The following is a 23375-nucleotide window of genomic DNA, read 5'->3' on the forward strand; positions in this document are numbered from 1 at the left end:
TACGCCGATTTGCAATGGAGAGCGCGTTGTCCAGTTCGGATCGCGATCGTCTCGACGGTCGCCGAGCGCTGGTCACGGGCGGTTCGAGACGTCCACGGCGGCGGCATGATCGTCGGAGACGACCGGTTCGGCCTGTCCGAGATGCTGAACCTGGCCGACCCGATGGGCATGGCCGTGATCTCGGTCGAGTACCGGCTCGTGCCCGAGACACCCCCTCCAGGTCCCGTCGAGGACTGCTACGCGGGCCTGGTGTGGGTGTCGGATCGCGCCCACGACCTCGACATCGACCCCGAGCGCAGCGTCATCACGTCTGCCGTGCCCGTGATCGACGTTTTCCCGGCCGGTCTCATTGCCCGGCGCGCGTGAACTGCACGTTCGTGGGCTGGACCGCGTCCGGCTTGACCGGCAGGGCGTTCACCACCAGGCGTTCGCCGTGGACGTCGGTGACCGCGACCGAACCGCCGCAGCCCGCGCCGTTCTCGGAGAGGAAGTAGTTGTACTCGAAGCGTTTGAGCTGCCGCCACTGTCCGCCCGCCTGGACCTCCAGCCGGGCCACGGGGTTGCGGTGGTCGAGGACCTGGATCCCGCACCAGTACTGGCTGGAACCGGTCTTGTAGCGGATCGAGATCTTCTTGGCCGTCTCCGGGCTGACCAGGGTCCAGCTGATCGGGATCTCGCCCTTCACGGGTGCCGCGAGCATCGCGAACGCCTCCGCGCTGAGGTCCAGCTGGCCTGGGCGGCACGGCGCGGGGCAGAGGTTCGTGATCCGCACGGTGATGCTCTTCCCGCCGGCCTGGACCAGGACGTGCGCGCCGCACGCGGCCGAGCCCTCGTAGTCGGCCTCGTTCATCGCGGCGGTCAGCGGGTCGGGGCCCGGGTCGTACGAGCACGCACCGCCGCCGTCGGAGTCGTAGAACGTCGCGACGCCCTGCCTGGGTTCACCCGGCTTGATCCTCCCGGCCAGGGGAGCGCCCACCTGAGGCTTGGCAGTGGTCGTCGTGGGACTCGGGACCGGCGTGGTCGTGCTGGTCACCGGCGGTGTGGTCGTGGTCGTGGGTGCGGCGCTCGAGCCGGCGACGGGTATGCCCGCGACGCTCTGCGGATCACGCAGCACCACGACGCCGGCGACCGACACCAGCAACGCGAGCAGGACGAACAGCAGCAGGCGAGTGCGTCTCACCGCCGAACCATAGTCCGCTGCACGGCGATGAACACCAGCAGCAGAACGCCGATCACGATCTTCGTCCACCACGAGCTGAGCGTGCCCTGGAACGAGATCAGCGTCTGGATCGTGCCGAGCACGAGCACGCCGACCAGGCCGCCGAGCACGTACCCGACCCCGCCGGCCAGCAGTGTCCCGCCGATGACGACGGCCGCGATGGCGTCCAGTTCCATGCCGACGGCGTGCAGGCCGTATCCGGAGAGCATGTAGAGGCTGAACAGCAGACCGGCCAGCGACGAGCACAGGCCGCTGATGACGTAGACGCCCACCTTGACGCGGGTGGTCGGCAGTCCCATCAGCAGCGCGGACGACTCGCTGCCACCGACCGCGTAGACCGTGCGGCCGAAGCGGGTGCGGTGCAGGACGTACATCGCGGCGGCGACGACGAGCAGTGCGATCACGACGTTGTAGGTGATGGTCACGCCGCCGGGCAGCTCGATCGGGGTGGTGGCGACGGCGCGGAACGTCTTGTCCTTGATGGACACCGACTCGACGCTGATCAGGAAGCACAGGCCGCGGGCGAGGAACATGCCGGCGAGCGTGACGATGAACGGCTGGATGTCGAACTTGTGGATCACCAGGCCCATCAGCAGGCCGAGCGTGGAGCCGATGAGCAGCACGGCGAGGACGACCAGCGGCACGGGCCACCCCGCCTGCAGGCCCGACGCCGTGACCATTGTGGACAGTGCGACGACCGAGCCGACGGACAGGTCGATGCCGCCGCTGAGGATCACGAACGTCATGCCGGCGGCGAGCACGATCAGGAAGGCGTTGTCGATGAACAGGTTCGCGATCACCTGGCCGGACGCGAACCCGTCGTAGCGCGCCGAGCCGACGCCGAAGGCGAGGATGAACAGCACCACGGTCGCGAGCACCGGCAGGAACCGCGTGGGCACCCGTTGGGTGAGAGTGGTCATGAGACGGCCACCTTCCGGAAGCTCAGTGCGGCACGGGCCTTCGGCGCCTGGACCAGGCACACGGCGATGACGACGACCGCCTTGAACACGAGCGTCACCTCCGGCGCGACGCCGATCGTGTAGACGGTGGTGGTGAGGGTCTGGATGATCAGCGCGCCGAGCAGCGTGCCGGTGAGCGAGTACCGCCCGCCGGCGAGCGAGGTGCCGCCGATGACGACGGCGAGGATCGCGTCCATCTCGATCCACAACCCGGCGTTGTTGGCGTCGGCCGCGCTGACGTTGGAACTGATCATCAGCCCGGCGATGCCCGCGCACACCGCGGCGAACACGTAGACGGTCCAGATGATCGTGCGGGACCGCACCCCGGCGAGCCGGGACGCCTCCGGGTTCACGCCGACGGCCTCGATCAGCACGCCGAGCGCGGTCCGCCTGGTCACGAACGCCACGATCCCCAGCACCAGCAGGGCGATCAGGATCGAGATCGGCAGCACCACGAAACCGGCGCCGACCTGGCGGTAGGCGGTGTTGTTGACCGTGACGATCTGGCCCTCGGTCACGAGCATCGCCACACCGCGGCCCGCGGTCATCAGCACCAGGGTCGCGATGATCGGCTGGATGCCCAGCCCCGCCACCAGGAAACCGTTCCACAGCCCCAGCACCGCGCAGAGCACCAGTGCGATCGCCATGCCGGCGAACGCGGTCCCGGCACTGCCCGACGTTCCGATGTGGACACACGTGACGGCACCCGCGATCGCCGCGACCGCGCCGACGGAGAGGTCGATGCCCCGGGTGGCGATCACCAGTGTCATGCCGAGGGCGATCAGCAGGGTGGGCGCGCCGTTCTTCAGCACGTCGACCAGGCCGCCGTAGAGGTGGCCGTCCTGCATGCGCAGCGAGAAGAAGGACGGCGTCACGATCAGGTTGAGCAGCAGTAGCGCGGCCAGCGCCAGCAGTGGCCACAGCAGCCGGTTCTTCACGACACCACCTTTTCCGGCGCGGCCCCGCCCGCGATCAGTTCCACGACCTCGTCCACACCGGTCACCGCCCCGTCCAGCTCCGCGATCTTGCGCCGGTCGCGCAGCACGACGATCCGGTCGGCGATGCGCACGACCTCCTCCAGTTCCGCGGAGATGAACAGGATCGCGGTGCCCTCCGCGGCGAGCGTGGTGACGAGCTGCTGGATCTGCGCCTTCGCGCCGATGTCGATGCCCCTGGTCGGCTCGTCCAGGATCAGCAGCCGCGGTTCGGTGACGAGCCAGCGTGCCAGCAGGACCTTCTGCTGGTTGCCGCCGGACAGCGTGCGCACCAGCGCGTCCGGGTTGGCCGGGCGGATGTCCAGTGCCTTCAGGTACTTGTCGACCAGCTGGTCCTTCGTCCTGCGGGGCAGCGGGCGGGTCCAGCCGCGCGCCGCCTGCATCGCGAGCACCAGGTTGTCGCGGACCGAGAGGTCGGCGACGAGACCCTCGCCCTTGCGGTCCTCCGAGCTGAACGCGATGCCCGCCGCGATCGCCGAACGGGGGCCGCGCAGGCGCAGTGGCGCGCCGTCCACGAGCACCCTGCCGGAGTCCGCGCGGTCGGCGCCGAAGAGCAGCCGGGCCAGTTCGGTGCGGCCGGACCCGAGCAGTCCGGCGAGGCCGACGACCTCGCCCGCCCTGATCTCCAGGTCGAACGGTTCGATCGCGCCGCGCCTGCCCAGTCCCTCCGCCGCCAGCAGCACCGGTCCCTGGGCCTGCCGTTCCTCGGCGGCGTGCTCGATCGCCTCCAGCACGCCGAGGTCGCGGCCGATCATCTGCGCGATGAGCGTGCGCCGGTCCACCTCCGCGGTGAGGTGCTCGCCGACGAGGGTTCCGTTGCGCAGCACCGTCATCCGGTCGGAGATCTCGTAGACCTGGTCGAGGAAGTGCGACACGAACAGGATCGCGACGCCTTCGTCGCGCAGCACGCGCATGATCCGGAACAGCTCGGCGACCTCACCGGCGTCCAAACTGGACGTCGGTTCGTCGAGCACGAGCACGCGGCAGTCGATCGCGATCGCACGGGCGATGGCGACCAGCTGCTGCACCGCGATCGGGTGTTCGCCGAGGCTCGACGCCGGGTCGATGTGCACACCGATGCGCGCCAGGACTTCTGCGGCACGGCGGCGCATCGCCGGGAAGTCGATGCCTCCGAACCTGCGGGGTTCACGGCCCAGCAGGATGTTCTCCGCGACCGTGAGGTTCGCGCAGAGGTTGACCTCCTGGTACACCGTGCTGATCCCGGCGTGCTGCGCCTCGCCGGGGGAGGAGAACGCCACGTCCTCGCCCGCCAGCGCGACCTGACCGGCGTCGGGACGGTGCACGCCGGTCAAGGTCTTGATGAGGGTGGACTTCCCGGCGCCGTTCTCGCCCATGAGGGCGTGCACCTCGCCGGGGAACAGCCGGAAGTCGACGTCCTGCAACGCCTTCACGCCGGGAAACGCGAGGCTGATGCCCCGCATCTCGACGACAGCTGGCGGTGACTCGGTCATGGGCTCTGGCCTTCGTCGCTGGGGCCGCGGGACCCGTCACGCGGATGCGCGCGAATGACGGGCCCCGCGGGGTCTTCGGATCGAGCTGCCGGTAGCTCAGTACTGGCGCTGGGGGAGCGCGGCCTTGGCCTGCTCCTGCGTGAACGTGCCCTCCACGGTCACGACCCGCTCCGGCACCTGCTCACCGGCCACGACCTTCTTCGCGAGGTCCATCAGCTGCTTGCCCAGCAACGGGTTGCACTCGACGATGAAGTTGATCTCGCCGTTGGCCAGCGCCTGCATGCCGTCCTTCACCGCGTCCACGGTGATGATCTTGATGTCCTTGCCGGGCACCTTGCCCGCTGCCTTGATCGCCTCGATCGCGCCCAGGCCCATGTCGTCGTTGTGCGCGTACACCACGTCGATCTTCGGCTGGGACTTGAGGAACGCCTCCATGACCTGCTTGCCGCCGGACCGGGTGAAGTCACCGGTCTGCGACGCCACGACCTTGATGTCGGGCTTGGAGGCGATCTTCTCCTCGAAGCCCTTCTTGCGGTCGATCGCCGGCGCCGCGCCCGTGGTGCCCTGCAGCTCCACGACGTTCGTCTGGCCGGAAGCGTTGGCCACCAGCCAGTCGCCTGCCTTGCGGCCCTCCTCGACGAAGTCCGAACCGAGGAACGTCTTGTACAGCGACGTGTCGTCGGAGTCGATCGAGCGGTCCGTGAGGATCACGGGGATGTTGGCGCGCTTGGCTTCCAGCAGCACCGTGTCCCAGCCGGTCTCCACGACCGGGCTGAACGCGATCACCGACACCTTCTGCTGGATGTAGGAGCGGATCGCCTTGATCTGGTTCTCCTGCTTCTGCTGCGCGTCGGAGAACTTCAGGTCGACCCCGGCCGCCTTGGCCTCGTCCTGGATCGACTTCGTGTTCGCGGTGCGCCAGCCGCTCTCGGCGCCGACCTGGGCGAAGCCCATCGTGATGGCGCTGCCGGACGAGCCGGTGTCCCCACCACCGCCTCCCGAGCCGCACGCGGTGAGCGCGCTCAGCAGGACCACGCTGGCGACTGTCGTGATCTTCTTCAGCACTGGGATTCCTCCGGGGTGACGACGGTGTCGCGGAGCTCGACCGCGTGTCCGCGGTTGTCAGGTGGACAAGAGTGAACGCTCACAACTGTCGCGTCAAGGGCTTGCTCGTAACGAGTTCGCAGCCCTATGTTAACGCTCACTTCCGAGCTTGGGGAGGAAACCCGTGCCCCGCAAGCACGTCCTGCTGAGCGCCGCACTCGCGGCCAGTCTGCTGGTCGCCGTTCCCGGATCCGGGGCCGCCGCTGAGACCGACTACACGCTCAAGATCGACGCCACGAAGAAGGGCCCGTCGATCGACGACTCGATGTACGGCGTCTTCTTCGAGGACATCAACCGAGCGGCCGACGGCGGCCTGTACGCCGAGCTGGTGCAGAACCGCTCGTTCGAGTACGACCCGGCCGACAACGCGAGCTACCACGGCCTGACGTCCTGGGCGCCGCACAGCGGCATGGTCGACGTCGCCGACGACAGCGGCCGGATGAACGAGCGCAACCGCCGCTACCTGAAGCTGGGCCTGCCCGCCGGTGTCATCAACTCCGGCTACAACAGCGGGATCGCGGTCCAGAGCGGCCAGCGCTACGACTTCTCCGTCTGGGCCCGTACGGACCAGGCGGGCACCCCGCTCACCGCCACCGTCACCGACCCCGCCGGCGCCGCACTGGGCGACCCGGTGAAGATCGAGGTCCGCGGTGACGGCTGGACCCGGTACACCGGCACGGTTCGTGCGCGGAAGTCCTCGACGACCGGCCGGCTGCTGGTCACCGGCGGCGGCACCGGGACCCTGCGCCTCGACATGATCTCGTTGCTGCCGCAGGACACCTTCAAGGGTCACGGCCTGCGGCGCGACCTGGCCGAGAAGATCGCCGCGCTCAAGCCGGGCTTCGTCCGGTTCCCCGGCGGCTGCCTGGTCAACACCGGCAGCCACTACGGCTACGATGCGCCGAACTTCGAGCGCCGCCGCTCGTACCAGTGGAAGGACACCATCGGCCCGGTCGAGCAGCGCGCCACCAACTGGAACTTCTGGGGCTACAACCAGTCCTACGGCCTCGGCTACTTCGAGTACTTCCAGTTCTCCGAGGACGTCGGCGCCATGCCGTTGCCCGTCGTGCCCGCACTCGTCACCGGCTGCGGTCAGAACCGCGCCACGGACGACCCGGCGCTGCTGGCCAGGCACGTCCAGGACACGCTCGACCTGATCGAGTTCGCGAACGGTCCCGCCGACTCGGTGTGGGGGCGCAAGCGCGCCGAGATGGGGCACCCCGAGCCGTTCCGGCTGACCCACCTCGCGGTCGGCAACGAGGAGAACCTGCCCGACGAGTTCATGGCGCGCTTCACGCAGTTCCGCGACGCCATCAACGCCAGGTACCCGGACATCACCGTCGTCAGCAACTCCGGCCCCGACGACGCCGGCGGCACGTTCGACCGCCTGTGGCAGCTCAACAAGCAGGCCGGCGTGAAGATGATCGACGAGCACTACTACAACAGCCCCAGCTGGTTCCTGGAGAACAACAACCGCTACGACTCCTACGACCGCAACGGCCCCAAGGTGTTCCTCGGCGAGTACGCCTCGCAGGACAACAGGTACTTCAACGCGCTGAGCGAAGCGGCGTTCATGACCGGCCTCGAACGCAACGCCGATGTCGTGAAGCTCGCCTCGTACGCGCCGTTGCTGGCCAACGAGGACTACGTCCAGTGGCGCCCGGACATGATCTGGTTCAACAACCACGCGTCCTGGGGCTCGGCCAGCTACGAGATGCAGAAGCTCTTCATGACCAACGTGGGCGACCACGTCGTGCCGAGCACCGCGTCCGCCACGCCGTCGACCCAGACGCCGATCACCGGTGCCATCGGGCTCTCGACGTGGGCCACCGCCGCCACCTACGACGATGTGAGCGTCACCAACGCCGCTGGGCAGCCGTTGTTCAGCGACGACTTCTCGGGCACCGACGCGCAGTGGACGAAGTCCGCGCGTGGTGCGTGGAACGTGGTGAACGGCGCCTACGTCCAGTCCGACGCGGCCGCGGAGGACACGCTCGTCACGGCGGGCGACAGGTCGTGGCGTGACTACACGCTGAACGTCAAGGCCACCAAGCAGTCCGGGCGTGAGGGCTTCCTCGTCGCGTTCGGCGTGCAGGACACCGGCAACTACTACTGGTGGAACCTCGGCGGCTGGAACAACACCCAGTCCGCGGTGGAGAAGGCCGTCGGCGGCGCCAAGAGCACGTTGATGAGCAACGGCACGCGCATCGACACCGGTCGCACGTACGACGTGCGCGTCGAGGTTCGCGGTCGGCACGTCGCGTTGTTCCTCGACGGCCAGAAGTGGGGCGAGTTCACCGACGACAAGCTCGCCGAGCCGTTCCGCCAGGTCGTCACCCGCGACCTCGCCACCGGTGAGCTGATCGTCAAGGTGGTCAACGCCCAGGACAACGCCGCCCGCACGCGCGTCGACCTCGGCGTCCCCGTGGCGTCGACGGCGCGGGCGACCGTGCTGCAGGGCCGTCCCGACGACATGAACACCGAGTTCACCCAGCCGATCCGCCCCCGCGCCGAGCAGGTCCGGGTGGCGAGCAGCTTCACACACACGTTCCCGCCGAACTCCGTCACGTTCCTCCGGATCAGGAGCCGCTCGTGATCAACCGACGATCCCTGCTGGCCACGGGCGGTGTGCTCGCCGCGACCGGTGCACTCGCGTCCGCCGCGCCCGTTTCCGCTGCGGCCGAGCCCGCCGCGGAGGTGCCGGCCCGCAACCCGCTCGTCGAGCAGCGCGCCGACCCGTTCATCACGCCGCCCACAGACGGCATGTACTACCTGACCGGGTCCGTGCCCGAGTACGACCGGGTCGTGATCCGCGGCGCGTCCACTCTGGACGGTCTGGCCTCCGCTCGCGAGCGCACCATCTGGCGGCGTCCTGCCTCGGGGCGGATGGGCGGCTACATCTGGGCGCCGGAGCTGCACCGCATCGACGGGAAGTGGTACGTCTACTTCGCCGCGGGGGACAAGGACGAGCCGTTCCGCATCCGCACCTACGTGCTGGAGTCGGCGAACGCGGACCCGCGCGAGGGCGGCTGGGTGCTGCGCGGGCAGATGGTGACGGCGTGGGACACGTTCACATTGGACGCGACCACGTTCGCGCACCGCGGCAAGCGCTATTTCCTGTGGGCGCAGAGCGAACCCGGCATCGCCACCAACTCGAACCTCTACATCGCCGAGATGGCCTCGCCGCTCGCGTTGAAGAGCGCGCCCGTGCGGATCGCGACGCCGACGCTGTCGTGGGAGGTGCTGGGCTTCAAGGTGAACGAGGGGCCCGCGGTGCTGGTCCGCAACGGCCGGGTGTTCGTGACTTACTCCGCGAGCGCCACCGACGCCCGCTACTGCATGGGCCTGCTGACCGCCGATGAGAACGCGAACCTCCTGGACGCGCGGTCGTGGACGAAGTCGCCGAACCCGGTGTTCGCGACCCACGCGCCGACCTCGCAGTACGGGCCGGGCCACAACTCGTTCACCACGGTGGGGTCCACCGACGTGCTCGTCTACCACGCCCGCGACTACCGCGACATCACCGGCGACCCGCTGTTCGACCCGAACCGGCACACCCGCGTGCAGCGGCTGCACTGGAACGCGGACGGCACCCCCTCGTTCGGCGTTCCGGTCGGCCGCGGCGGCCCGATCTCGCGGCTGTCGCCTTTGGACGCGCCGTCGCTGGTCGTGCGGCACTACGAGTACCGGCTGCGGGTCGACGGCAACGTGCGCGAGGTCGCCGACAGCCAGTTCCGTTTCGTGCCGGGGTTCCTGGGTTCCGGCACGGTCGCGCTGCAGTCGGTGAACTTCCCGGACCGGTACGTGCGGGTGGACGGCGACGCGTTCCGCATCGACCCGTTCGAGGACACCGACGCGTACGGCCGCGCGGCGAGTTTCGTTCGTGTACCGGGACTTGCGGACCGCGGCGCGATATCGCTGCGTGTAGGCGCGGACACGTATCTGGCCCACGACAACGGCCGCGTGGTGTTGTCCAGACCAGGAAGCGACCGCGACGCGCGCAGACGTGCCACATTCCGACTCGAATAAGTGGACAATGAGCACTGCATCGAAGCCGACCTGGTGTTATCGCTAACATCACCGGCGCAGATCGAAGATCGGAGACCGCTCGTGGAGAAGACGTCGCGTGACCCCGCGATGACCGATGTGGCACGACTTGCCGGGGTGTCGCACCAGACGGTCTCGCGTGTGCTCAACAACCACCCGAACGTCCGCGAGCAGACCAGGCTGCGCGTGCAGGCGGCCATCAAGGAGCTCGACTACCGCCCCAACCGCGCGGCCCGCGCGCTGGTGACCGGCAAAACGCAGCTCATCGGCGTCGTGGCCCAGAACTCGACCCTGTACGGCCCTGCGTCGCTGCTGTCCGCCTTCGAGGAGGCGGCGGGCGAGGCCGGCTTCGCGGTCAGCGTCGGCAGGGTGAAGGTGCTGGACCGCGACTCCATCGCCGCCGCCGTGGAACGGCACCGCGACCAGCGAGTGGCGGGCATCGTGGTGATCGCCCCGAACTCCTCCGCGGCAGACGCCCTGGCAGACGTACCCGCCGGCGTGCCTCTGGTGACCGTGGACGGCGACCCGGACCGCTCGACGCCGCTGGTCACCGTGGACCAGGCGTCCGGCGCGTTCGAGGCCACGAAGCACCTGATGGACTCAGGCCACGAGACGGTCTGGCACGTCTCGGGCCCCGCGGACTGGTTCGACGCGGCGGGCCGCGTCCAGGGCTGGCGCGCGGCACTGGACGTCACCGGCGCCGAGGTACCGCCGGTCGTGTCGGCGGACTGGAGCGCGGCCTCCGGCTACCGCGCGGGCCAGATGCTGGCCAGGATGCCCGAGGTGACGGCGGTGTTCTGCTCGAACGACCACCTCGCCCTCGGCGTGCTGCGGGCGATGAGCGAACGCGGCAGGAACGTCCCGCACGACGTGAGCGTCGTGGGCTTCGACGACGTGCCCGAGGCCGCCTACTTCATCCCGCCGCTCACCACCGTGCGCCCGGACTTCGCCGCGGTGGCGCACGAGACGCTCGGGCTGCTGCTCGAACAGATCAGCGACGGGGAGACGACGCGGCCTCGGCGCACGGTGGCTCCGATGCTGGTGAAGCGCAACAGCGTGGCCCCGCCGCCCCGCTAGCCCCGCCGCCCTGCTAGCCCCGCCGCCCCGTTCCCGCCCGCCTGCCTGCCTGCCTGCCGCACGCGGGGCCCTTCCGTACTGCAAGACAGTACGAAAGCTCCCCGCGTACTCGTTCCGCGGCCGACGCCGCTCAGTTGACCTCTCTGTCTCGTCCGGCGTGTCGCAGCTTCGACACGCCGTCGTCGAGCTCACGCGGGGAGCTTTCGTACTGTCTTGCAGTACGTAGGGGCCCCGCGTGCGCTGCGAGCGGCGAGGGCGGGAGTGTGTGGCTGCGGAGTTTGGGGACCGTCTGGGGCGTGTCGCTTGCGGGGCACGGCGGTTGGGGCGCGCGCATCAGTCGGGGCAGGTGGGTGTTGCTTCGCAGCCAGGCGGTTCCGTGCGCGGTGCCTGCGCCCGTAACGGTCCCGGCGCGGACCGGTTTGTCGTGCGCTCACCTCTCACCCATTTCCCTCACTCGCAGGGAAATCACGATGTATCGGGCACATCTTGACTCCCTGATTGTTAGCGATAACACTCAGGTCGTGACTGACATGACGATCGACCGCGACGCGTGCGTGGTGGGTGTCGACTTCGGCACGCTGTCCGGCCGCGCCGTGGTCGTGCGCGTCCGCGACGGCGCCGAGCTCGGCACCGCTGTGCACGAGTACCGCCACGGAGTGGTGGACCAGGTGCTGCCCGCTACCGGCCGGCCTTTGCCGCCGGAGTGGGCGCTGCAGGTCCCGGCCGACTACCTCGATGTCCTGCGGACCGCCGTCCCGCAGGCGGTCGAGGCGGCCGGGATCTCCGCGGCGCAGGTGATCGGCATCGGGACCGACTTCACCGCCTGCACGATGGTGCCGGTCACGGCGGACGGCACGCCGTTGTGCGACCTGGCGGAGTTCGCGGAGAACCCGCACGCGTACATCAAGCTGTGGCGTCATCACGCCGCGCAGCCGCAGGCTGATCGGATCAACGAGCTCGCCCGTCAGCGCAAGGAGCCTTGGCTGGCGCGGTACGGCGGGCTGATCTCCTCGGAGTGGGAGTTCGCCAAGGGGCTCCAGGTGCTGGAGGAGGCGCCCGAGGTCTACGCGGCGATGGCGCACTGGGTCGAGGCCGCCGACTGGATCGTCTGGCAGCTCACCGGGACGTACACGCGCAACGCCTGCACCGCCGGATACAAGGGCATCCACCAGGACGGCCTGTACCCGAGCGACGACTTCCTCGCCGAGCTCAACCCCGGGTTCGCCACGTTCGTGGCGGACAAGCTCGACCACCCGTTGTCCGCGCTCGGTGATCGGGCCGGTGGGCTGACCGCGCAGGCCGCGGAGTGGACCGGGCTGTCGCAGGGGATCGCGGTGTCGGTCGGCAACGTCGACGCCCACGTCACGGCGCCCGCCGCGCAGGCCGTCGAGCCCGGCCAGATGGTCGCGATCATGGGCACCTCGACGTGTCACGTGATGAGCGGCGACGTGCTGCGCGAGGTGCCGGGCATGTGCGGCGTCGTCGACGGCGGCATCGTGCCGGGGTTGTGGGGGTACGAGGCCGGGCAGAGCGGCGTCGGTGACATCTTCGCGTGGTTCCTGCGCAACCAGGTGCCGCCCGCCTACCACGAACAGGCGAGCGAGCGCGGCATCACGGTCCACGAGCTGCTGTCCGAACTGGCGGCACAGCAAGCGGTCGGAGAGCACGGGCTCGTCGCGCTCGACTGGCACAGCGGCAACAGGTCCGTGCTGGTCGACCACGAGCTGTCCGGTGTTGTCGTCGGCCAGACGCTCGCCACGAAGGCGGAGGACGTCTACCGCGCGCTCCTGGAAGCCACGGCGTTCGGCACCCGCGTCATCATCGACACCTTCACCGACGCCGGGGTGCCGGTGACCGAGCTCGTGATCGCCGGTGGGCTGGTCAAGAACACGCTGCTGATGCAGATCTACGCCGACGTCGTGAACCTGCCGCTGTCGGTGAGCGGCTCGGCACAGGCCCCCGCGCTCGGCTCCGCGATGCACGCGGCGGTGGCGGCGGGCGCGTACCAGGACATCCGCGCAGCGGCGGCCGGGATGGGATCGGTGCGCCACAACGTCTTCACACCCGTGCCGGAGAACGTCGAGGCGTACGAACGGCTCTTTCACGACTACCTCGAGCTGCACGACTACTTCGGCCGCGGTGCCAACGATGTCATGCACCGGCTGCGCGAGTACCGCCGCGCCGCCCTGGAGGGGAAGAGCTGATGTCCGCAACGGCAGAACTCCGCCGCACGGTCGCCGAGCTCCACCGCGAGCTGACCCGCTACGAGCTGGTGAGCTGGACGGCGGGCAACGTGTCTGCGCGGGTGCCCGACCACGAGCTGATGGTGATCAAACCGTCCGGCGTGTCCTACGACGAGCTGGGTCCACACGCGATGGTCGTGACGGACCTGCACGGCAAGCTCGTCGAGGGCGAGCTGGCACCGTCCTCCGACACCGCGGCGCACGCGTACGTGTACCGGCACATGCCCCACGTCGGTGGAGTCGTGCACACGCATTCTCCTTACGCGACAGCGTGGGCGGCGCGCGGTGAGCCCATCCCGTGCGTGCTCACCATGATCGCGGACGAGTTCGGCGGCGACATCCCGGTCGGGCCGTTCGCGCTGATCGGCGACGACTCGATCGGCAAGGGGATCGTGGAGACCCTCAGCGCCAGCAGGTCTCCCGCGGTGCTGATGCGCAACCACGGCCCGTTCACCGTCGGCGCGACCGCCCGTGCCGCCGTGAAAGCCGCGGTGCTGGTGGAAGACGTCGCCCGCACCGTCCACTTCGCACTCCAGCTCGGCAAGCCGGACGTGATCGAGCAACAGCACGTCGACCGGCTCTACGAGCGCTACCAGAACGTCTACGGCCAGTGAGCCCAGAAGGAGAGCACATGCCGGACAAGCCCCAGATCTGGTTCCTCACCGGCAGCCAGCACCTCTACGGCCCCGAGACGCTCGACCAGGTCGCGGCCCAGTCCCAGCAGATCCAGCGGATGCTCGCCGAGTCCGGCCGGATCAGCGCGGAGATCGTGTGGAAGCCGGTGCTCACCGACTCCGGCGCCATCCGCGCGGTCATGCAGGAGGCGAACAACGACCCCACGTGCGTCGGCGTGATCGCGTGGATGCACACGTTCTCCCCGGCGAAGATGTGGATCACAGGGCTGGACCTGCTGCGCAAACCGCTGCTGCACCTGCACACCCAGCTCAACGAGGCGCTGCCGTGGTCCACGATCGACATGGACTTCATGAACCTCAACCAGGCCGCGCACGGCGACCGCGAGTTCGCCTACGTGCAGACCAGGATCGGGGTGGCGCGCAAGACGGTGGCAGGACACGCGAGTGATCCCGTGGTGGCGGAACGGATCGACGGCTGGGCCCGCGCCGCGGCCGGTCGCGCGCACCTGCGCGGCCTGCGGCTGGCCCGCTTCGGCGACAACATGCGCGACGTCGCCGTGACCGAGGGCGACAAGGTCGAGGCGGAGCTGCGGTTCGGCGTCTCGGTCAACACCTACGGCGTCAACGACCTCGTCACCGTGGTCGACGCGGTGCCCGACGCCGGCATCGACCTGCTCGTCGCCGACTACGCCGAGACCTACCGGCTCGCACCGGAACTGGCGCGCGGGGGAGAGCAGCACGACTCGCTGAGGTACGCGGCCCGCATCGAGATCGGGCTGCGGTCCTTTTTGGACGACGGCGGGTTCGGCGCGTTCACCACGAACTTCCAGGACCTCGGCGGGCTGCGGCAGCTACCGGGCCTTGCCGTGCAACGACTGATGGCCGACGGTTACGGCTTCGGCGGCGAGGGCGACTGGAAGACCTCCGCGCTGCTCGCCGCGGTGAAGGCCATGGGCAGGGGCACCGGTCGCGGCACGTCGTTCATGGAGGACTACACCTACCACTTCGGACCGGGTGAGCCGAAGATCCTCGGCGCGCACATGCTGGAGGTCTGTCCGACGATCGCCGCTTCCCAGCCGTCCTGCGAGATCCACCCGCTGGGCATCGGCGACCGCGAGGACCCGGTGCGCCTGGTGTTCGACGCCGCGCCCGGACCCGCCGTGGTGGTCGGTCTGGCCGACATGGGCGACCGGTTCCGCCTGGTGGCCAACGAGGTCACGGTGGTCGAGCCGGACGAGCCGCTGCCGAAGCTGCCGGTCGCGCGGGCCGTCTGGAAGCCGGCGCCGTCGCTCTCGACGTCGGCGGAGTGCTGGCTCACCGCGGGCGGCCCGCACCACACGGTGATGACCCAGGCGGTCGGAGCCGAGGTGCTGCGGGACTTCGCGCAGATGGCCGCCACGGAGCTCGTGCTGATCGACTCCGAGACGACCCCCGCGTCGTTCACCGACCGGCTGCGCTGGAACTCCGCCTACCACCGCCTGGCGCTGGGAATCAGCTGACGCGCGTGGAACTCGGCGATCTGCCGCCACATCGCGACGGGGTTGGAGTACATGGGGAGCTGCCCGCTGTGCGGGATCTCCGCCAGCTCCACCCCGTTCGCGTCGAGCATCGGCAGGTAGGACAGGCTCGCGCACTGCTCGCCGTAGAGGTACATCCGCGGGCAGGGCAGTGACAGGAACTTCTGCAGCAGGTTCCCGTGGTCGGCGAGCTCGACCATCGACCGGAAGAGGGTGGGCACGGCGCCGCGCTGGACCTTGTTCGGGAGGTTCGCCGCGTACAGGCCACCGCCGTAGCAGGGTGTCTCGCGGCTCCGCTCGGCGAGCGTGAACAGGAAGCCGGCGGGATCACGGTGGTTCAGCGCCTCCCGGCTCAGCACGCAGTCCTCGGGTGCGAGCACGCCCTTGATGTTCACGAAGCTCAGCACCCGGCCAGGCTCCTTGTGCGCCAGGAGAAGCGCCGTGAGCGCGCCCGTCAGGTGCCCGACCACGTGGAACCGGCCGATGCCCGCGCGATCGAGCACCGCCCGCGCGGTCTCCGCCAGGAACGGCAGGTCGACCTCTCCCAGGCCGGCGCACTCCGTGGCGCCCGCACCGGGTGCGTCGTAGGCGAGGAACGGGCGTCCGGCGAAGTCGTGCCGCTGGAGGACGTCGAGGTAGTCCTCCTTGCTCGTGCCGAACCCGTGCAGGAAGACGACCGGGGCGTCGACCCCTCCCCGGCGCACCGACGCGACCTTGAGGTTCACCCCGTGCACGCGCAACGGGACCTGCTCGTGGACGACTCTGTCTGCCGATGGCATGGCTGTTCCCCGGTTCTTCGCAGGTACAGGGACTGCGGAATGAATCGCGATCATGCCAGCAGCTGTGAACGCTCACAAGTGGTTGAACCCTTTACTTTCCCGGTCCGTATTCCGGTGTGCCGGCACAAAACGTCCCCTAGCCGTGAGGTTCGAATATGTCGAGAGCGCATGCACGACCGCAACGAGGCAAGCGGGTGCTGATCGCCGGGGTCGCCGTCGCGGCCACGCTGACGGCGGTGACCGCGGCCGTCGCCCTGGCCGGTGGGGAGACCGGGAGCAACTCGATCGCCTGTCCGCAGCCGGTCGTCCCGGCGGTGCCGGCCGCGGCGCAGGCCGAGGTCCAGCGCGAGCTGGCCAACCTCGACAAGCAGATCGCCGAGGCGAACGAGCGGCTGCGCACGTCGGCCGGTGAGGGCGGCCCGAACTTCGTGCAGAACGCGATCCTGGGACCGCTGGCGAGCAAGCGGGTCGCGGCGCTGAACCGCATCGAGACCGCCATCGGCAGGGTCGCCGCGAAGCCGGAGGGACTGGAGAGGTTCGCGACCTGTGCACTGGGTCAGGCGCCGGTCGTGTCCGCGCCGCCGACGACCTCACGTCCGGCCTCGACGAGTGCGAACGCCGGTACGGGTTCGGCGGCCGGGAAGGTCATCGAGTGCCCGCTTCCGGTGGTGCAGAACGTTCCCGCGGCCGCGCGCGCCGAGGTCGACCGCGAGCTCGCCAACCTCGGCAAGCAGCTGGCGGAGGCGAACGAGCGGCTGCGCACGTCGGCCGGTCAGGGCGGCCCGAACTTCGTGCAGAACGCGATCCTGGGTCCGCTGGCCGGCAAACGCGCCTCGGCGCTGGACCGCATCGCGATCGCCATCGGCCGCGTGGGGGAGCGGCCTCAGGGACTGGAACGCTTCGTCACCTGCTCGCTCAAGTGACTCTCCTCGGGGTTCGAGCGAGCGGGGACTAGCGTTCCCAGGGGTCCTGCCGGACGGACGCGCCTCCGTCCGGCAGGACCTTGACGCGTCAGTAGGTTACCGATAGTTGTTAGCGTGAACATCGCGCGTTCAACGGAGAACCGATGACCAGACTGCTCGCTCTGCTTGCCGCTTCGGCGCTCACGCTCTCCACCGCGGCCCCTGCTGTCGCCGCCGTCGACGCCGTCACGGTGAGACCGGATCCGACCTATCAGCAGGAGCCGTTCCAGGGCTGGGGCACGAGCCTGATCTGGTTCGCCAACGCCACCGGTGGCTATCCGGACGAGATCCGCAACCAGCTGGCGGAGCTGCTGTTCGGCGAGGACGGGCTCAACCTCAACATCGCGCGGTACAACATCGGCGGCGGCAACGCGCCGGACGTGCCGCAGTACCTGAGGGCGGGCGCTGCGGTCCCCGGCTGGTGGAAGGCACCGGCCGGCACCACCCGCACGGACACCGACTGGTGGAAGCCGGGCGACCCGCGCTTCTTCGACGCCGCCGCGGATCCCCGTCAGCGGTGGTGGGTCGACCGGATCAAGCAGGACGTGACCCGCTGGGAGTCGTTCAGCAACTCGCCGCCGTGGTTCCAGACCGTCAGCGGGTACGTCTCCGGGGGCTTCGACCCGAACGCGGACCAGCTGCGCGAGGACCGGATCGGCGACTTCGCCGCCTACCTCGCCCAGGCCACCGCCGAACTGGAACGCGCACACGGCATCAAGTTCGCCACCGTCGACCCGTTCAACGAGCCCAACACGCCGTACTGGCGCACGACGCTCGGCCAGGACGGCAACCCGACGGGCGGACGGCAGGAGGGGGCTCACATCGGTCCCGCACTGCAGGCGAAGGCGGTGCCTGCGATGGCGCAGGCCTTGCGCGCCAACAAGGTGAAGGCCGCGGTGTCCGCACCGGACGAGACCAACCCCGGCATCTTCGCCGACGACTGGGCGGGTTATCCCGCCGCGGTGCGCGAGCAGGTCGGCCAGTTGAACGTGCACACGTACGGCACGGCACGCCGCACGTCGGCCCGCGACATCGCCAAGGGCGCGGACAAGCCGTTGTGGATGAGCGAGGTCGACGGGCACTGGGGCCAAGGGCAGAGCTTCACCAGCATGGAGCCGGGCCTCGGCATCGCGGAGCGCGTGATCGACGACCTGCGCGAACTGGAACCGCGCGCGTGGCTGCTGTGGCAGGCGGTCGAGGACTACAACAACATGACGCCCGGCGCCGAGTCCCCGGACGGCATGAACTGGGGCGTGATCCAGATCCCGTTCGACTGCGGGCCGCAGGACACGCTCGCGACGTGCCCCGCGCGCGTCAACACGAAGTTCCACGCACTGCGCAACTTCACCCACTTCGTGAAGCCCGGCGACCGGCTGGTGAAGGTCAACACCACGACCGACGTGGCCGCGGTGCGCAACACCGAGCTGAAGTCCTTGGTGCACCTGAACAAGACCGAACAAGCGCAGTCCGTGACGCTGGACCTGTCGGCGTTCGCGTCGGTGCGGCCGAACGCCTCCGTCCGTCCGGTGGTGACGGACCAGCACGGCGCGTTGGTCAAGGGCGCCGCCGTGCGCGTGAAGGACCGCAAGGCGATGCTCTCCGTGCCGGCGAAGTCGGTCACCACGTTCGAGGTCAGCGGTGTCAGCGGCGTGAACCGCGCCGCGGCGCTCGGCGGGGAGTACCGGCTCACCGGGGCGCAGAGCGGCAAGTCCCTTGCGCCGTCGGGCACCACGCTCGTCCAGCGCACCACCGACCCGGCGGCGGCCGACCAGGTGTGGCGGGTGGAACGCCGATCCGGCGGCTACGACAACCGCGCCCAGTTCTCCGTCGTGAACACCGCGACCGGCCAACGGATCGCGGCGGCCGGCGGGAACGTCGTGCTGAGCTCCTCCGACGGCCCTGCCGCGAGGTGGGTGCTCTCGTCCACCGGGGACGGTACGTGGACCTTCGTCAACCAGGAGAGCGGAAGTCTGCTCGACGTGATCGGCGAGTCGCGTGAGGACGGTGCCAGAATTGGTTTGTACCAAGCGACTTCCGGTGCCAATCAGCGTTGGTCGATGACCGCCGTTCCGCGCAGGTAGTCCAGTCCGAACGGTCGATTGAGCCGGGGCCGCGGCCCTCTAGGGTTGTTGAGAGTTCAACGACAAGTGGGGTAGTGGTGGCGCGCAAGCACTGGCTCGTGGTCCTGGTCCTGTTCACCGGTGCGTGCACGGCAGGGCCCCCGGCTCCGGCGCCGCCTCCCAGCACCCCCTGGAAGCCGCCCTCGCTCATCAACGAGCAGGCGCGGTACCAGGGCGTGCTGCACTTCGTGCGCGACGTGATCGACAGCAGGACAGTCGAGCTGGCGGACGGCACGACGGCCCGCATCGCCCAGCTGGCGGCCCCTCCGGCCTGCTGGGCGGAGGGCGCGCTGTCGTTCGCCAGGTCGACGTTGCTGGCCAGTGCCGTGCGGATCAGTCCCGTCGTCTCCGGCGACGTGAACCTGGCGCTGGAGGACGGCACCGACTACGCGTTGCTCGCGGTGCGGCAAGGCGTGCTGCGGGCGGAAGGCGTCGACGGCGGTGCGCTGCTCACGGCGGAGTCCGAGGCCGCCGGGGCGGACAGGGGCCTGTGGGGACCGCCCTGCGACGGTCTCGACGCGCCCCTGCCCCCGCCGGCCACCACGGGCCTCCCTGCGCCGGGCACGACCGCCGTGCCGCCACGACCGGCTCCCCCGACCACGACACCGCCCCGTCCGGCTCCCACCACCACCACCACCACGAAACCGAAGCCGCCCGCACGGACGTGCTCGGTCGCCTATCGCATCTCGGGCCAGTGGCCGGGTGGGTTCCAGGCGAATGTGAGCGTGCGCAACACCGGTTCCACGTCCGTCAACGGCTGGACGCTGCGGTGGGATTTCGCGAACGGGCAGACCGTCACCGACATGTGGAACGCGAAAGCGCGGCAGTACGGTGCAACCGTCAACGCCGTGAACGCCGATTACAACCCGCAGATCCAGCCGGGTGGTTCGGTGTCGATCGGGTTCAACGGATCGGTCCGGGGCGGGAACTCCGCGCCCGGCGCGTTCACGCTCAACGGTCAGTCCTGTTCGGTCGAATGATCACGCGCTCTCGCGCACGACGAGCGCGGACGGGTAGAACGTCGCCCCGGACATGTCGCGGCGGTCGAGGACGGCCTGTGCCGCCGCGGCGGCGATGTCCTCCACCGGGTGCGTGCTCGTCGTGAGCGCGGGCCGGCTGAGCCCGGCGAACGCGATGTCGTCGAACCCGGCGACGGCCACGTCCCCCGGCACCCGCACGCCCAGCGCGTGAAGTCCGTCGAGGACACCCAGCGCGGTGAGGTCGCTGAGTGCGAACACCGCGTCGGTGTCCGGCCACCGCGCCATGATCTCGACGGCCGCCTCGGCACCTCTCGCGGCCGTGAAATCGCCCGGTACGACTCTCGGTTCGCCCCCGTTGTCGTGCAGCACGGTCCGGTACGCCTCGACGGCGCGGTCGCCGCAGGGCAGCCACGCCGGCCCGGTGACCATCGCGATCCGGCGCCGGCCGGTGCGCACCAGGTGCCGCACGACCCCGTCGGTCCCGGCGCGGTTGTCGACGTCGAACGACGGCACGTGCCGCGTGCCGACCCCGACCGCGGCGACCCGGCCGCGCAGTTCCCGCGGCACGGTCTCCAGCGCCGGTCGCGTCGGGTTCACGACCACGAGGCCCCCGAGCCCGCGGCCGTCGGCGAGGCGGGCGAGTGAGCCGGGGTCGTTCAGGGGCAGCCAGTGCAGCGAGACGCCGACCTCGCGCTCGGCGGCCACGTGTGCCGCCGACGTCAGGACGCGGCCGACGTAGGGATCGTCGAGCACGGCGGCGGTGTGGCCGATGACCGCGATGGCGAGGCGCGTGCCGGTGCGCGTGACCAGCGCGCGGGCGGAGGCGTCCGGCACGTACCCCAGCGCGGCCGCGGCAGCTGTGACACTGTCGCGGGCGCGTGGTGATGCCGGGCCCTGTCCGGTGATGACCCGCGAGGCGGTCGCCCGGGACACGCCTGCGGCCCTGGCCACGTCGTCGAGCGTCGCGGTGCGTACTCCCGTCATCTCAGCAGTATTGCGGTGGAAGCGCTTCCATGTGTGGGGTAAGTACTTCAGTATCGAGAAAGGGAGGGACCGGGATGTCCGTCACGGTGCCACGCGGTCAGGTCCGAGCCGCCGCAGCGGGGGTCGCGGTGACCTTCGGACTCAACGGGGTGGCTGTGGCGACCTGGTTCGCCCGCGTTCCCGCCGCCCGGGACGCGCTGGGCCTGACGCCGGGCGCGCTGGGGTTGCTGCTGCTGTCGATGTCCGTGGGCGCGTGCCTGGCGATGCTCACCGCGGGCGAGGTCACGCACCGGCTCAGGCCGAAGCTGACCGTGAGCCTGTCGGCCGTGACGGTCGCCTTGGGACTCGCGGTGGCGGGCGTCGGCATCGGCGCCTACCCGTCGCCGGTGGTGACGGCGATCGGCATCTTCGTGCTCGGCTACGGCTCGGGCCTGTGCGACGTCGCGATGAACGTCGAGGCCGCGGAGGTGGAACGCGCGCTCGGCAAGACGGTGATGCCGCGCTTCCACGCCATGTGGAGCCTCGGCACGGTCGCCGCCGCAGGCCTGGCGTCGCTCGCGGCGTGGGCGGTCCTGCCCGTCACCGCACACCTGGCCGTGGTCGCCGCGGTGGTCGCCGGAGGCACGCTGCTGGCCGCGCGCACGTACAGCCTGGCCGCAGAGGCGGAGCACGGCACCGGCAGCGGTGTCATGGCGGCGTGGCGGGAACCCCGCACGTTGCTGATCGGGCTGCTGGTCTTGGTGTTGGCGTTCACCGAGGGCACCGCGAACGACTGGGTGGCGGTCGCGTTCATCGACGGCTACGAGGCCGACCCGGCACTGGGCGCCCTGGTGTTCGGCGTGTTCGTCACGACGATGACGTTCGGCAGGATCTTCGGCACCATCGCGCTGGACCGCTGGGGTCGCGTGCCGGCGGTCGTCCTGTCGATGCTGCTGGCCGCCTCGGGCGTGACGCTGGCGGTGTTCGCCGGGTCGTTCGGGCTGGCGGTCGCCGGCGTGGCGGTCTGGGGACTCGGGACCGCGCTGGGGTTCCCGGTGGGGATGAGCGCGGCCGCCGACGATCCCGAGCGGGCGGCGGCACGGGTCAGCGTCGTCGCGGTGATCGGGTACACCGCGTTCCTGGCGGGGCCGCCGCTGGTCGGGCTGCTCGGCAACGAGATGGGGGTGTTGCGGGCACTGCTGATCGTGCCGTTCCTGTTGTTGCCGGCGCTGGTGCTCACGCCTTCGCTGCGACAGCCCAAGAACTAGCGAGCGCGACTCAGCAGGCACGCCGTCTGACTCCGTCAGCCGGTGATGTGCCGTACGACCGCGGCAAGGGACAGCTCATGTGGCCGAACGGTGTCCACTGAGAGCGCCTCCCCGTGCCAGGAGGGAAAGCTCGCCAGTCGTCGACGCACGTCGGACCAGTCGCCGGCGTCGTGCCAGCCGGGGATTCCGCGGCTGCGGCCTTCGAGCCTGCCGCGGTGGACTTCCGGGTCGGAGCACTGGCACACGACCACGCGGAACTCCGCACCGGCCCGGCGGGCCAGGCTGCGCCAGCGCTGCCTGGTCGCGACCCGTTCGGTGGGGTGGTCGAGGATGACGGACTGTCCGGCGACGAGTTGCCGCAGAGCGAGCGTGGTCAGCACCTCCTCCGCCATCTCCAGCGGATCGTCGAAGTGACGGCCGCCAAACGGGGTCAGCGCGCCGAGCAGCCAGTCCGTGGCGAAGACCGGGATCCCCAGCTCGGCGCCCGCGGCATCGGCCAGCGTGCTCTTCCCGCTGCCGGGCACCCCGGAGAACACGACCAGCCGAGCGTCCGTGGCGGCGGAAGGCAGGTCGTGGCCGGTGAAGTCCGCCGGCAGTCTCGGTGTCAGGTCGGTCGGCACCCGTCCGATGACCCACGTGGAGGCGATTCGATGCGGCTGTGCGGCCTCGACGACGCAGGTGACGACGTCGACGGTGCCGTCGTGACGGCGGATCCGCGCCCGCGCGGTGGTCTCGTCGACGTCCAGACCGACCACCACGACCGGCGCGTAGTGGGCAGCTCGACCGCGGGTGACCTCGACGTACCTCTCGGGTGTGACGACGGCGGTGAAGGCGGCCGCGAGCACGTTGGACGCGTCAGCTCCCCAGCCGGGTTTCCCGTCCAGGCCGTCGAGGATCCATTCCAGCCGCGCCAGGGCGGGACCGGCCGCGAAGCGTTGCACTGTTTCCCCCAGGCAAGTGGTCGAGGCGGGCCGGTCAAGCCTAACGAGCCGTTGGGCCGTTCGTCCCATCCCCGGCGCGGGAAAATCGATCAAC

The 23375-nt window shown here is 70.0% G+C and carries 19 protein-coding genes; 11 read left to right on the top strand and 8 right to left on the bottom strand.

The window, feature by feature from the left end; all coding sequences use genetic code 11:
- The first annotated feature begins 9 nt into the window (after positions 1–9).
- Positions 10–366, top strand: a complete 357-nt coding sequence (locus tag ACSHWB_RS31980; RefSeq protein WP_439656998.1) for an alpha/beta hydrolase — start codon at positions 10–12, stop codon at positions 364–366.
- Here the strand turns inward: ACSHWB_RS31980 and ACSHWB_RS31985 are convergent.
- The 5 genes from ACSHWB_RS31985 to ACSHWB_RS32005 form a co-directional block, all read right to left on the bottom strand.
- Positions 347–1180 carry an expansin EXLX1 family cellulose-binding protein gene (locus ACSHWB_RS31985; protein ID WP_439656999.1) on the bottom strand — a complete coding sequence of 278 codons (834 nt, stop codon included), beginning with the start codon at positions 1178–1180 and terminating at the stop codon, positions 347–349. The genes ACSHWB_RS31980 and ACSHWB_RS31985 overlap by 20 nt on opposite strands.
- Positions 1177–2139, bottom strand: a complete 963-nt coding sequence (yjfF, locus tag ACSHWB_RS31990; RefSeq protein ID WP_439657000.1) for a galactofuranose ABC transporter, permease protein YjfF — start codon at positions 2137–2139, stop codon at positions 1177–1179. The genes ACSHWB_RS31985 and yjfF overlap by 4 nt, the downstream gene beginning before the upstream one ends.
- A complete protein-coding gene (locus tag ACSHWB_RS31995; protein ID WP_439657001.1) occupies positions 2136–3116 on the bottom strand; it encodes an ABC transporter permease in 981 nt (326 codons plus the stop codon). The genes yjfF and ACSHWB_RS31995 overlap by 4 nt, the downstream gene beginning before the upstream one ends.
- Positions 3113–4645, bottom strand: a complete 1533-nt coding sequence (locus tag ACSHWB_RS32000; RefSeq protein ID WP_439657002.1) for a sugar ABC transporter ATP-binding protein — start codon at positions 4643–4645, stop codon at positions 3113–3115. The genes ACSHWB_RS31995 and ACSHWB_RS32000 overlap by 4 nt, the downstream gene beginning before the upstream one ends.
- Before the next feature lie 96 nt (positions 4646–4741).
- Positions 4742–5716, bottom strand: coding sequence for an ABC transporter substrate-binding protein (locus ACSHWB_RS32005; RefSeq protein WP_439664706.1), 975 nt, complete (start codon positions 5714–5716; stop codon positions 4742–4744).
- 157 nt (positions 5717–5873) lie between these two features.
- On the opposite strand from ACSHWB_RS32005, the gene ACSHWB_RS32010 reads away from it, so the two are divergent.
- From ACSHWB_RS32010 to araA, 6 genes are all read left to right on the top strand, one after another.
- Entirely contained in the window at positions 5874–8345 is a 2472-nt protein-coding gene (locus ACSHWB_RS32010) for an alpha-L-arabinofuranosidase C-terminal domain-containing protein (protein WP_439657003.1), read from the top strand.
- The gene (locus ACSHWB_RS32015) at positions 8342–9778 is read left to right on the top strand and encodes a family 43 glycosylhydrolase (protein WP_439657004.1); all 1437 of its coding nucleotides are present in this window, start codon (positions 8342–8344) and stop codon (positions 9776–9778) included. Before ACSHWB_RS32010 ends, ACSHWB_RS32015 begins: the two co-directional genes overlap by 4 nt.
- Positions 9779–9886: 108 nt before the next feature.
- Complete coding sequence (locus ACSHWB_RS32020; RefSeq protein ID WP_439664707.1) at positions 9887–10873, top strand: LacI family DNA-binding transcriptional regulator; 987 nt, start codon at positions 9887–9889, stop codon at positions 10871–10873.
- 530 nt (positions 10874–11403) lie between these two features.
- On the top strand, positions 11404–13077 hold the full coding sequence (gene araB / locus ACSHWB_RS32025; RefSeq protein ID WP_439664708.1) for a ribulokinase: 1674 nt from the start codon (positions 11404–11406) through the stop codon (positions 13075–13077).
- A complete protein-coding gene (locus ACSHWB_RS32030) occupies positions 13077–13730 on the top strand; it encodes an L-ribulose-5-phosphate 4-epimerase (RefSeq protein ID WP_439657005.1) in 654 nt (217 codons plus the stop codon). The genes araB and ACSHWB_RS32030 overlap by 1 nt, the downstream gene beginning before the upstream one ends.
- A gap of 17 nt (positions 13731–13747) precedes the next feature.
- On the top strand, positions 13748–15250 hold the full coding sequence (gene araA / locus ACSHWB_RS32035; RefSeq protein WP_439657006.1) for an L-arabinose isomerase: 1503 nt from the start codon (positions 13748–13750) through the stop codon (positions 15248–15250).
- Here araA and ACSHWB_RS32040 read toward each other — a convergent pair.
- Complete coding sequence (locus ACSHWB_RS32040) at positions 15220–16047, bottom strand: alpha/beta fold hydrolase (RefSeq protein ID WP_439657007.1); 828 nt, start codon at positions 16045–16047, stop codon at positions 15220–15222. The genes araA and ACSHWB_RS32040 overlap by 31 nt on opposite strands.
- A gap of 155 nt (positions 16048–16202) precedes the next feature.
- Here ACSHWB_RS32040 and ACSHWB_RS32045 point away from each other — a divergent pair, with 155 nt between their 5' ends.
- From ACSHWB_RS32045 to ACSHWB_RS32055, 3 genes are all read left to right on the top strand, one after another.
- The gene (locus tag ACSHWB_RS32045) at positions 16203–16970 is read left to right on the top strand and encodes a hypothetical protein (protein ID WP_439657008.1); all 768 of its coding nucleotides are present in this window, start codon (positions 16203–16205) and stop codon (positions 16968–16970) included.
- Positions 16971–17113: 143 nt separating this feature from the next.
- The gene (locus ACSHWB_RS32050) at positions 17114–19090 is read left to right on the top strand and encodes an RICIN domain-containing protein (protein ID WP_439657009.1); all 1977 of its coding nucleotides are present in this window, start codon (positions 17114–17116) and stop codon (positions 19088–19090) included.
- A 77-nt stretch (positions 19091–19167) separates the two neighbouring features.
- Positions 19168–20109, top strand: a complete 942-nt coding sequence (locus tag ACSHWB_RS32055; RefSeq protein WP_439657010.1) for a cellulose binding domain-containing protein — start codon at positions 19168–19170, stop codon at positions 20107–20109.
- Here the strand turns inward: ACSHWB_RS32055 and ACSHWB_RS32060 are convergent, their stop codons facing one another.
- Positions 20110–21093 (bottom strand): LacI family DNA-binding transcriptional regulator, encoded by a 984-nt coding sequence (locus ACSHWB_RS32060; RefSeq protein WP_439657011.1) that lies wholly within the window; start codon positions 21091–21093, stop codon positions 20110–20112.
- Between the two features lie 74 nt (positions 21094–21167).
- Here ACSHWB_RS32060 and ACSHWB_RS32065 point away from each other — a divergent pair, with 74 nt between their 5' ends.
- Positions 21168–22340 (top strand): MFS transporter, encoded by a 1173-nt coding sequence (locus ACSHWB_RS32065; protein WP_439657012.1) that lies wholly within the window; start codon positions 21168–21170, stop codon positions 22338–22340.
- Positions 22341–22375: 35 nt separating this feature from the next.
- Here the strand turns inward: ACSHWB_RS32065 and ACSHWB_RS32070 are convergent, their stop codons facing one another.
- Positions 22376–23281 (bottom strand): AAA family ATPase, encoded by a 906-nt coding sequence (locus ACSHWB_RS32070; protein WP_439657013.1) that lies wholly within the window; start codon positions 23279–23281, stop codon positions 22376–22378.
- Between the last annotated feature and the right edge of the window lie 94 nt (positions 23282–23375).

It is taken from the genome of Lentzea sp. HUAS TT2 (genome assembly GCF_051853195.1).
Lineage (GTDB): Bacteria > Actinomycetota > Actinomycetes > Mycobacteriales > Pseudonocardiaceae > Lentzea.

Excerpts from the sequence above, each read along its gene's own strand:
- yjfF (WP_439657000.1), bottom strand. The coding sequence starts at position 2,139 with ATGACCACTCTCACCCAACGGGTGCCCACGCGGTTCCTGCCGGTGCTC.
- ACSHWB_RS32000 (WP_439657002.1), bottom strand. The coding sequence starts at position 4,645 with ATGACCGAGTCACCGCCAGCTGTCGTCGAGATGCGGGGCATCAGCCTC.
- ACSHWB_RS32020 (WP_439664707.1), top strand. The coding sequence starts at position 9,887 with ATGACCGATGTGGCACGACTTGCCGGGGTGTCGCACCAGACGGTCTCG.
- araB (WP_439664708.1), top strand. The coding sequence starts at position 11,404 with ATGACGATCGACCGCGACGCGTGCGTGGTGGGTGTCGACTTCGGCACG.
- ACSHWB_RS32030 (WP_439657005.1), top strand. The coding sequence starts at position 13,077 with ATGTCCGCAACGGCAGAACTCCGCCGCACGGTCGCCGAGCTCCACCGC.
- araA (WP_439657006.1), top strand. The coding sequence starts at position 13,748 with ATGCCGGACAAGCCCCAGATCTGGTTCCTCACCGGCAGCCAGCACCTC.
- ACSHWB_RS32040 (WP_439657007.1), bottom strand. The coding sequence starts at position 16,047 with ATGCCATCGGCAGACAGAGTCGTCCACGAGCAGGTCCCGTTGCGCGTG.
- ACSHWB_RS32045 (WP_439657008.1), top strand. The coding sequence starts at position 16,203 with ATGTCGAGAGCGCATGCACGACCGCAACGAGGCAAGCGGGTGCTGATC.
- ACSHWB_RS32050 (WP_439657009.1), top strand. The coding sequence starts at position 17,114 with ATGACCAGACTGCTCGCTCTGCTTGCCGCTTCGGCGCTCACGCTCTCC.
- ACSHWB_RS32060 (WP_439657011.1), bottom strand. The coding sequence starts at position 21,093 with ATGACGGGAGTACGCACCGCGACGCTCGACGACGTGGCCAGGGCCGCA.
- ACSHWB_RS32065 (WP_439657012.1), top strand. The coding sequence starts at position 21,168 with ATGTCCGTCACGGTGCCACGCGGTCAGGTCCGAGCCGCCGCAGCGGGG.